Here is a 10,634-nt window from a genome sequence, read left to right on the forward strand (position 1 = left end):
AAGCGTTGATCAGGACGGAATCTTCGTGACTTGTTCCCCGTAGTTCTTAATTATCCCGGCCTTAATTCCGGCGGAGGCGGGCGACAAAATAACCCGCGAGAAAGCCGGCTAACATGATCAAAGGCAATAAAATAACCTGCGACATGCTCAATTCCCAGAAGAAGAACCGCAAAGAAATGACCTTCGTATTCTGCAGAAGAATAATCAATACCAGCCCCGCCATAACAAACACGGCAATAGTTTTAGCTTTCATTCATATCCTCCCTGATCGCTACATTCGTAAATTTTAACAAGTATAGCCCAAAAGTAAAGGTCCGGGGTGTCGGCAGTTGTTATAGCAGATCAGGGGTGTTGGCTAACGGCCTGGGGCAAGCTAAGCTGATATATTTGAATTCTATATCCGAGCGCAAAAGTCTTTCATACACTCTGTACTGATATTTTATTGTACTTTTATGAAAAACAAATATATTTAAAGCTTCCCATAAAAAGACCCAGCCGCCGATGAACAAACCCTGAAGCAATAGATTTATAAAAACATTACTGGTTGAAGAAGTTTCCAGTGATAACGCCAGTATAAGAAAAACAACTGAAACCAGAGCATATATTCCTGTGTTTTTGTTCATGACTTGGATGGTTTTTTTAATAATTTCGGTTTTTGACTGAAAGTAGGTTTTGATACCTTCCTTTATTATGCCTTCTTTCTGAATATCATACTGATCCTCAGGCAGGCATAAAAATAGTTCGATCTTATATTTCAGAGGGATATCGGAAGAACATCCTTTCAGATAGTCCTCGAAAGCGGGGTCGATGTCCCTTTTTTTAAAAGGCGCCGGGTCCCATTCATTAAAAACATCCGTGTACTTATCTAAAGATATCTCGATTTGATAAGCGCCGGTCCTGCTGTCGCTGCTGTAATATTTTTTAAAATATTCGATCAGCATTGGGAATGATACTCCTCTTCAATAATGTTGTACATTATCGGCAAAAAGGATCTCATAGCTCTTTGCTTTTGTTCTTTCGCTTTGATCTCATAATCCTTGCTATAAACTCCAAGTCCTGAGCATCAGTAGATTTCTTACGATCCTTAAAGGCGATCTCTTTCATCTTTTTGAGGTTCTTTAACGACGCTACCTTTATAATCGTTGTTTTATCAAGCATTTTATCCTCGGCGGTCGCCAGCAGCTCTGATGTTTTTAACGGAAAATCTAAAAGGATATCTATCTTCATTTCTAAGTCCGGATTCCAAAAAAATATAGTTTTCGGCTTATCAATCATTATCCTTGACGCAGCAGCATTCGGCGCATCGATCCAGCCTATCGGATTTCCTTCATCATCTAATTTATTCACATAATAAAAATCAGCTTTGCGCATAGCATTAGTTAATAGCTTGGCCGCTGCCAAGTCTTTAATTGAGGGAATGACAATATCGGTATCAAAAGTCAGCCGGGGCGATCCGAAAAGCGCCAATGCTTTTCCCCCTATGAGAACCGGCACATAATCTATTTCGCCAAGGTTACGTATGACCTGTTTTAACTTTTGTATCTCTGCTATGGGCCTCATTGTTTTGGAATTGCCTTATTGATCTTTTGAAGATGCCGGATAGCCCTTGCCCGTTTATAGCTGAGGGTAAGTAACTGGACAGGAGTTTTGCCCTGGGGCGTTTTTACGATGTTTGCTTTCACTTTGGCTTTCTTCATAATTCCTTGCTACCGTTTTTTTCCTTTTCCATCGTTTCCAAAATGCGCTAAATCCTGCTGATCGAGCTTTACTTCCATTTCAATTGTACTTGAGGAACAGTTTTTTTTCAAGGCTGCCGGTTTTAAGATTTTTCAGTTCGGTAGCGGCGAGGCGGGCTTAACGGCGATAATGACGCTTGGGAGCGGAGGATTTCCTGTCGCCGGAGGGCTTCCTGTCGCCGGAGGATTTTCTGTCGCCGGAGGATTTTCTGTCGCCGGAGGGCTTTCTGTCGCCTGAAGGCCTGGGGCTTCCGAAGCGGCGGGGAGAACGGCCGGGGCTTCTTGGCGGCGCCGTGTGTTTGGGTTTGGGGGCGTTATAATCCAGATCGTCCATTGTTTTACGCGGGATCCTCTTCCCCATTATCTTTTCCAGTTTCCGTATCAGGTCCTCGTCGTCGGCCGTGATGAAGGTGAAGGCGTCGCCCGAGCGTTCCGCCCTGCCCGTGCGCCCTATGCGGTGAATATAATCATCGGCGGTGCCGGGCATATCAAAATTAATCACATGGGAGATGTTCTCCACATCCAGCCCTCTGGCCGCGATATCAGTGGCGACCATTATATGATATGTCCCGTCCTTAAAGCCTTTGAGCGCCGCCTGCCTCTGTCCCTGAGTCCTGTTGCTGTGGAGGCTGGTGACGGTATACTTATTACTTTCTATCTTCCTGGCCAGGCTTTTAGCGCGGTATTTCGTGCGCGTGAATATGAGGACGGAATTCGTGTCCGTGTGCTCCAGCACTTTCAATAACAAGGCCCCTTTCAGATGCTGGGGCACGGGATATAAGGCGTGAGAGACGGTGTGAGCCGGGCCGCTGAGGCCCAGGGCTATGCGCTTGGGATTGTGAAGGACATTTTTCGCGAGGGCTTCTATTTCCGGGGCGAATGTCGCCGAGAAGAGCATCGTCTGCCTCTTCACCGGCAGATATGTGATTATGCGTTTTATATCGGGGAGAAAGCCCATGTCCAGCATGCGGTCCGCCTCATCCAGCACCAGCGTCTCCACCTTGTCCAGTTTCACATAGCCCTGGTTTATCAGGTCCAGCAGCCTTCCCGGGCAGGCCACGATTATGTCCACGCCCTCCCGCAGGGCTCTTATCTGGGGATTGGCTCCCACGCCGCCGTAAATGGTGGCGCTGCGTATTCCCGTGCCGGATTTGAGGATGTCAATGTTCTCGTTTATCTGTTCCGCCAGCTCCCTCGTAGGGGTGACGATGAGGACGCTCACATAAGAGCGCTGTTCCTTCAGAAGCCTGTGCAGAATGGGCAGGACGAAGGCCGCGGTCTTTCCCGTGCCCGTCTGGGCGCTGCCTATGATGTCGCGCCCCTCCATCGCCGGAATGATGACTTTCTCCTGAACGGGCGTCGGCTCATCATAACCGGAGCGCTTGATCCCCTCATTAAGACGGGGATCCAAATCAAAATCTTTGAATTTCATAAATTTTCCTTTTGTTGATATTTTAGTCAACTGTTACTTTCCGCATTATAGCATTATTACGGCTTTCGCGCTTGCCCGGAAGTCAAGTCAGGCGGGGATCAGCGTCCGTAACCCCGAATGATCACACATATCTTTGCAGAGCTTTATAAAAACCCTCATGGGTGGATAGGGCGTAAATGAAAATGGTCTTCGCTTTTTTATCCGTCTCATACGCGATAAGATATAACTGATGTTTCAATTTCCATTTGTGAACCCTTATTCCGGCAAGGGGGCCTTTTTTGACATGGCCCGCGGACGGATCCGCCGCGATCTTGCGGAGTTCTTCTCTTACCCTGTTCTGGTCCGCCGGAGAGAACTTGCCGAACTGCCGTAAAAACTTCGGCAGGGCTTTTAATTCATACACTATATTTCAAAGGGCACGGCGCCGCCTGTCTCTTTTTCGGCCTTGGCCTCCAATATGTCCCGGATAAACTGGAGCGGCAGATCGGGATTTGCCGTGGCGGCAAGAGCTATTTTCAAATTTTCCTTTATCTGCTGTGAAAGAGACCTGTGCTCGAGGCGGGCTTGCGTCTCAAGCTGCTCCCTCATCTGCTCCGGCAGGCGTATCGTTGTTATTTTTGACATATTTCCCCCTTCACTTCAAAGTGTAATACAAACGCATACAAATGTCAACACTCACTATAACTCCAAAAATGAGCACTTCTCATTGGTGATTTTATACTTGCATGTTTGAATGGAAAGAAAGTATCCGAAACAATTCAGTTGGTTCCATACTTACTATACCAATCGTCATAATTCATTGAGTAAGATTTAAAATCATTAAGTACGGGATAATTCCCAAATGAGTAAATGATAGAAATACGGTGGGTAATTCCAATCTCCCCAAAAGGCATATACGCATAGTCCAGCCTATAATCACCTAATAATACACCGAGGCCGGCGGTGAGACCAATGTTTGAATCATAATCTTCATCCATCTGATAACCAGCCCTTAATGACAACATATTATTCAGTTTGTATTCAACCCCGAAACAATTATACAGAGAACTGTTCAATAAAACATTGACATCAAAAGCTATAGTTAAATTTTCTAATTGGCGGGCAATACCGAATTTAAATAAAGTGGGAATTTCCTCTTTTTCATCTATGAATTTTATTTTGGGGCCTAAATTCTGCGCGCTAACAGCAAAACGGTATTCATCAATTTGATTTATAATTCCGAAATCTACCGCCCAGCCGGAAGAATTTTCATTCTCTATCTTTTCCTGAATTAGCTTCAGACTTGTTCCCACCGCCATATTTGTCTTTATCCGTCCACCCAAAGACAAAGTTGCTGCCGTTTGGCGGGCTGTGAAACTATACGGCTTATCAATCTGAGATGCTTTACCCGTTATTTCACCCAGATCAAAATAATTAATACTGACTCCTATACTCCCCCAGCCCAAATTATGCGTTCCGGCTAAATAGTCCTGAGAAATACCTTCAAGCCAGGCATTATGTAAAAATGTTACTTCTGTTCCTTCTATCCAGCCCAAGCCAGCCGGGTTATAAAAAATACTGTTAATATCGTCGCTCACTGCAGAAAATGCTCCGCCCATCCCCGCCGGCCTCCCTCCGGTATCAATGCGTAGAAATTCTGCCCGTGTCCTGCCGGCTGCAAATACATATGAATATGAAAATAGAATCAGCACAAGTGAAATTTTCAACAGAATCTGCCTTAGATTCTCAGATGCAATATGTTTACTTTTACTCATCATCTTATAATTGCCAGTTTGCCACTGGTCTTACCTGCGACGTCATTCGTTATCAGATATATATACACTCCTGAAGAAACTTTATCCCCTGAATTATTTTTAGTATCCCATACTTTCTGTCCGCCATCGGCGGCTGTTACTTTAAGTTCCTTGATCAGACGACCTGAAATCGCATAAATTCTTATCGTTGAATGGTCGGGCAAATTATCGAAAGTAATATCGTTACCTCTATCGGGTTTAAGAGGATTCGGATAAATATCAACGTTAGATAAAGTTGTGGCCGGCCTATATGCCATCAGCGCAAAAATAGAAAAATGGTTGACTTGTGCCGAAACACTGTTCCCCGTGTATAAATAACCATTTTGAGATATCGCTCTCAAGCGAGTTCGTTGAGAGATAACTTCTGTTTCCCTGACTTCCTCCCATTTTCTAATAGTTTCATTAAAATAAAACACCTTCAATTCCTCAGCTCGAATGTCCGTCCCATCTACAATTCCATCTTCATTCTCATCAGAATAGGGAAGATTCAGGTTAATTTCCTCTGAGAAATGCCTCTGCCCATTCTCCAGTTTATATTCCCGAAAAACTCCTGTCGCCTTTAAATTGGAATTTGGCGGAGGTAAGATACTGGCTATTGTTTCCTGTTTTAAAAGCGTGATTTCCAGTATTGTTGTTTCTTCCAATAGATTACTGGCAATAGCGGCGCTGGTTCCATCCGCTACCATAACTTCCCTTATAACAGCATTATTATCTTGAGTCGTTTCTATTTTTTCACGTTTTCGATGTTCATTATTGGGATCCACATCAGGATTCCCGTCTTCCACAATATCTGAATTACCATCATCAATAAAAACAGTAATTGCTTCCGCCGATATATCGGCTAAACCATCCGAATTATAGGCAACTGCTCTAAGGAAATACTCTCCATTTTCAATAGCGCTGACATTCCAATAAACAGCATAGGGAAATTTCTCATCAATGCCGGTAATATTTATCCATTCATCACTATCCGGCGCCTTATATTGAAAAAGAACCCCCTTTGTATTCTCCGTTGCTTCAGCCATTACCGTCACAGCATTTCCCCGGATTCTTTTTTTATTTTTAGGAACTTTAATCCACGCACCGGCTCTGTCTAATTGTTCACTAACATCAACTTCATCCTCATGTGCTAATTGAGCTAATTCTATATCTGCCACTTCAGTAATATTTGCAAGCATTCCACCAATAGCATAGATTTTGTCGTTGACAACTGCTGCGCATAGATAACTTCTTCTTTTAGAAAGCGTACTTTTTGAAATCCAAATATCTTTAATTGGATCATATTCATCTACCGTACTGTGTGCATGGCTTTTATGTCCACGCCCACCAATCGCATAAATTTTCCCATTTACTGAAACACAAGCCAATGCCCACCGAGGGTTTGGCATATCTGAGCCAATACTCCAAGCATCTGAAACTGGATCATATATATTTAGTTCTGGAGGAATTTTCCCTCTATCGTAACCCCCAATAATATATATTTTCCCATTTACAACAGCACTACCTGCCCACTCTCTGCCAGACGGCATAGGCGACTTTTGCAACCATCTGTCAGTCACAGGATTATATTCCTCAACCATAGTTATTCCTGTTTGATCATTATAGTAATGCCCTTCTATAAGACTACCTCCGATTACATATATTTTGCCATTTACTACCGCACTGGTCATACTTTCGCACATTGCAGGTATCGGTGTTTTTGTAATCCACTTATTTTTTATGGGGTCATATTCTTCTACAACATTACAGACATTATAATTGATGTCTTTTTTCCCTCCTATGGCATAAATCTTACCATTAACTACACTAACAGTAAGCGCTCCTCTTTTTGTCGGCATAGGAGCTTTTTTAACCCAAGTATTCGTTTTAATATTATATTCTTCAACTACATTTAAAGCTTCACCACCCCAGCCTCCATAGCCACCTATTGAATATATCTTTCCATCAACAACACCAATTCCAAAACCCCAACGATATGTCGGCATGGAAGCTTGGACTTTCCAATTCAACTTACTGCCCAAAGATGTAGGTTTCTCAATATTCCCCGCATTATCAATCGCCCTTGATTGAACCATATATGTATGTCCGGGTTTCCAATTTAAACCATATGCATCATATGCCCACTTCTCTTTACCCGTAACTGTCAACCAGAATTCTGAACCACTCCACCCCCCCCAACCAAGAGAATATGTGTTATTTGTTGTATCCTTAATACAAATTTCAACTTTATTTATACTCGATATAGAATCTTTTGCTGTACCTAGCACTGATTCAAAACCATACCCAAAGTAGTTGGACCATCCAGTATCTTTTATAAAGATCTGTAACCCGGAAATAGGTGGTGTTGCATCAGTTAAAACTTCTGCAATTAAATGCGTGTTTTTTTCAATATTGCCGGATTTATCTTGTGCCCTTAAGGCAAATTTATAAGTTTTATTATTGGTCAAACATTTTGAAAACCACGTATTCTCAGAATGACATATCGTAGCAAAAGGCTTATCATAATCTATTGCACCTGTTGCGTTATCACAAAAAATAAGATATTTTCCTATATCTTTTGAAGGAGAAATCTTCCATGATAATTTTATTTTTCCTTCCGCTATCGATGTCGCTTTAAAATCGCTTACAGGTTCAGGAAAAATTGTGTCAAAGGGCACTCCAGAAATAATATTCGACATTTTTCCTTCATTAGAAAGCTTGTCTATTGCTGATACGTGATAATAGCAGGTAGTTCCATCTACTAACCCCATATCTGTAAAATATGTTGAACTCGATATATTTATAAAACCATACGCTGTTCCAGCGGTCTTACGGTATATTCTGTATCCTGCTAAATCTGATTCTGTATTTGCAGTCCATGATAAATTAAGCTCGCTGCCTTCCAGAAATACTTCTACTTTTAATCCACTGACTTTTTCAGGAGCAATATTCGGGGTTATTTCTACTGATATCTTCTCTGATTCGTTTCCTGCTTCATCATTACATGAAAGACTGTAAGTATATTTTTCTCCTTCCTTTACCTTCTTATCTATATAGTTAAGTGCAGTTGTGGAATCTATTAGGCCTTCATCTCTGTAAACATTATATCCTACGACATCATCACTGGATAAAGTAGTCCACAAGAGCAGGATTGAATCCCCGGTTCCTGTTGCTGATACTTTTAATGAAGTAACTGCTTCCGGTGCAATTGTATCCAGCGTTCTAAAACTGTAGCTATCGCTTATTGTCGAGTTACCATATTTATCTCCTGATCTCACCCTGAAGTAGTAAATTGTATCCGGAGTAAGACCATCTATACCGTCTTCATGTCCGGTAACTAGGAATGTACTCTTTGTACTTGTATATCCATATAATGTACTAGTGCCGTATTCAACTTCACTTGTCGCTGGTTCATCCGTCTTCCAGATAATCTTTGATGAAGTTCCCGTAACATCATTGGAAGCAACTTCAGATATAACAGGACAGGTTACATCGTTTTCAACAGTAACTTTAATAAAACAAACAGCACTGCTACCAGCTTTATCATAGGCAACAGCTTTGATGGTATATTCTCCATTCTCTGATGCCTTTGTGTCCCATTCCCATTCACAAGACGATGTTGTACTTATGTTAACCGGCGAAGTTGAAGAATCAAGATATAATTCAACTTTCTCTATTCCACAATTATCCGTTGCAATAGAGTCTATGTTAACCTTGTCCTGTAAAACAGCCCCGTTTTCAGGACTAGTAATTGATACTTGCGGAGGTGTTGTATCTTTTATTTCAAATGTAGTATATGCAATCCCATCACCCTCAGATGCCTGATGCGGTTCCCCAAGTACCGGATATGCTTTATCTCTAGCATTCGCACCTAATTTGTAAGTTCCCGGGGCAAGACTACTTGTATCTATTGTCCACATATTGGTTGCTGAAGTTCCACTGCAGTTGTACCAGTGAGCCTTATCGAGTTCAGTATCTCCGGCGTTCACTCCCCACCACCAGATTGCCGATAAGTCCTTATCATCCATTCCGGTCACTGTTACTGTGATTTCGCCGACTTCTTTAACTTCCTTCGGAGTTACTGATATTGAGATTGTAGGAGGAGCTTGATCTAATACTGGAGAGAACATGCGGGAAATATCAGCATGCCACACATTCGTGTGTTTTGATATATATAATATGTCTGGATCCGTTTCCAACAGATCTGCATGCTGTTTTTGTCCACCTACAATATATAAATTACTGTTGTAATTCGAAATTTGGATAGACATACGGTCTGACGGCATACATGCAGTGCCATTCCATGAACCCAAATGACCATTCTCATTGACTGAAGTGTACCAGACAGTATCCCTTGTCTCCCCGGAATTAATATAGTTACTATAAGAAATAAATGGATTAAGCCCACCAGTCCAATATATTTTATTGCCCACAATTGCAGCAGATCCTGATGCGCGGGGAACTGGAAGGGGTGTAGTACATTCCCATGAATTGAGTGTGCCATCATCATTGACTGTGGACATTAAGACTGTATCACAAACACCATTATTAGCGTCAAATCCACCTAAAACATATATCTTTTTATCCTTGCTTACAGTACTGTGAAAAAATCTGCAGCTGGGCAATTGAGTTGTATTCTTCCAGTTCCCTAAAGTACCGTCAGCGTTAACTTTTGTATACAATACAACTTTCTCTTTACTATATTTTGAATATCCCCCAACCACATAAATGTGGTCACCTACTATAGCTGCAGAATTACTTCCAAGTTCTAAAGGTAAGGGAGTCGTGGTTTCCCAGTTACCCATTGTCCCATCATCGTTTATCCTGGCAAAAAAGACTGTTCTTTGTGCATAGTTGGTATAACCATATGATAGTCCGCCAATAACATATACATAATCCTTATAAGACACCCCTGCATAATAACATCGTTTTTCAGGCAAACTATTTATTTCTTCTCTCCACTCACCTACTGTCCCACTGTTATTTACCTGAGCTGAGTATACAGTAACGGTAGGACTTATTGGTTCGCACGGCCGAAGGTTTTCGTTTTCTGTATGACCACCACCTATTATGAATATCCTGTTTTTTTTGATAACTGATAAATAACCATGTCGTGAAAAAGGCAATGAGGTACTATCTTCCCACGGCTCCATTATAAGATTCGTATTTAAGATTTTATTATTACTTTCTTCATTCCCAGCACTATCAACTGCTCGGACAACAAACTTGTAAGTCATATCATTTTGTGTGTTTATATTACATATCCAAGTTTTATCAGGATAGAAAATTGTGGCTATACACCTGCTATAATCAATAATTCCTGAACCATTATCACCATATATATTATATTTTGCTACATCAGCTGAAGTTGAGTGATACCATTTTAGTTGTACCTTGCCGTCAAATGTACCCCCACTCTCTGCATAACAGGGCGGTTGGGGCAGTGTAACATCCGAAACAGGAAAAATATTAGGGTTATCCTTCGTTCCTGGCTGACCTATAGATATATATCCTATACTATTACCAATTGCATCTATGTAGTATTCGACTCTTTTAGTTCTCAGATTTAACACAAACGATTGTGGTATACAACCCTGATAAATATCTTCTGCAATGCACAACATTGAAGTTACTTCATATTCTATCTTTCCCGCTTCACGATAATACAGCCAAACTGATGCTACTCCGATGTCA

At 41.7% G+C, this 10,634-nt stretch carries 8 protein-coding genes; all 8 read right to left on the reverse strand.

From position 1 onward, the window contains the following. Positions 1-61: 61 nt before the first annotated feature. Positions 62-253, reverse strand: a complete 192-nt coding sequence (locus FP827_05685) for a LapA family protein (GenBank protein ID MBA3052561.1) — start codon at positions 251-253, stop codon at positions 62-64. 79 nt (positions 254-332) lie between these two features. Next, a complete protein-coding gene (locus tag FP827_05690) occupies positions 333-941 on the reverse strand; it encodes a hypothetical protein (GenBank protein ID MBA3052562.1) in 609 nt (202 codons plus the stop codon). Between the two features lie 52 nt (positions 942-993). Further along, positions 994-1,560 (reverse strand): hypothetical protein, encoded by a 567-nt coding sequence (locus tag FP827_05695; GenBank protein ID MBA3052563.1) that lies wholly within the window; start codon positions 1,558-1,560, stop codon positions 994-996. A 294-nt stretch (positions 1,561-1,854) separates the two neighbouring features. After that, complete coding sequence (locus FP827_05700; protein MBA3052564.1) at positions 1,855-3,168, reverse strand: DEAD/DEAH box helicase; 1,314 nt, start codon at positions 3,166-3,168, stop codon at positions 1,855-1,857. 121 nt (positions 3,169-3,289) lie between these two features. Then, positions 3,290-3,574 carry a hypothetical protein gene (locus tag FP827_05705; GenBank protein ID MBA3052565.1) on the reverse strand — a complete coding sequence of 95 codons (285 nt, stop codon included), beginning with the start codon at positions 3,572-3,574 and terminating at the stop codon, positions 3,290-3,292. Beyond that, complete coding sequence (locus FP827_05710; GenBank protein ID MBA3052566.1) at positions 3,571-3,792, reverse strand: Arc family DNA-binding protein; 222 nt, start codon at positions 3,790-3,792, stop codon at positions 3,571-3,573. Before FP827_05710 ends, FP827_05705 begins: the two co-directional genes overlap by 4 nt. 134 nt (positions 3,793-3,926) lie before the next feature. Then, positions 3,927-4,925: a UPF0164 family protein gene (locus FP827_05715; protein MBA3052567.1), complete on the reverse strand. Its 999-nt coding sequence runs from the start codon at positions 4,923-4,925 to the stop codon at positions 3,927-3,929. After that, the coding region (locus tag FP827_05720; GenBank protein MBA3052568.1) for a T9SS type A sorting domain-containing protein at positions 4,922-10,634 on the reverse strand (5,713 nt) is incomplete at its 5' end. The genes FP827_05720 and FP827_05715, both read right to left, overlap by 4 nt.

It is taken from the genome of Candidatus Omnitrophota bacterium (assembly GCA_013791745.1).
GTDB lineage: Bacteria > CG03 > CG03 > CG03 > CG03 > CG03.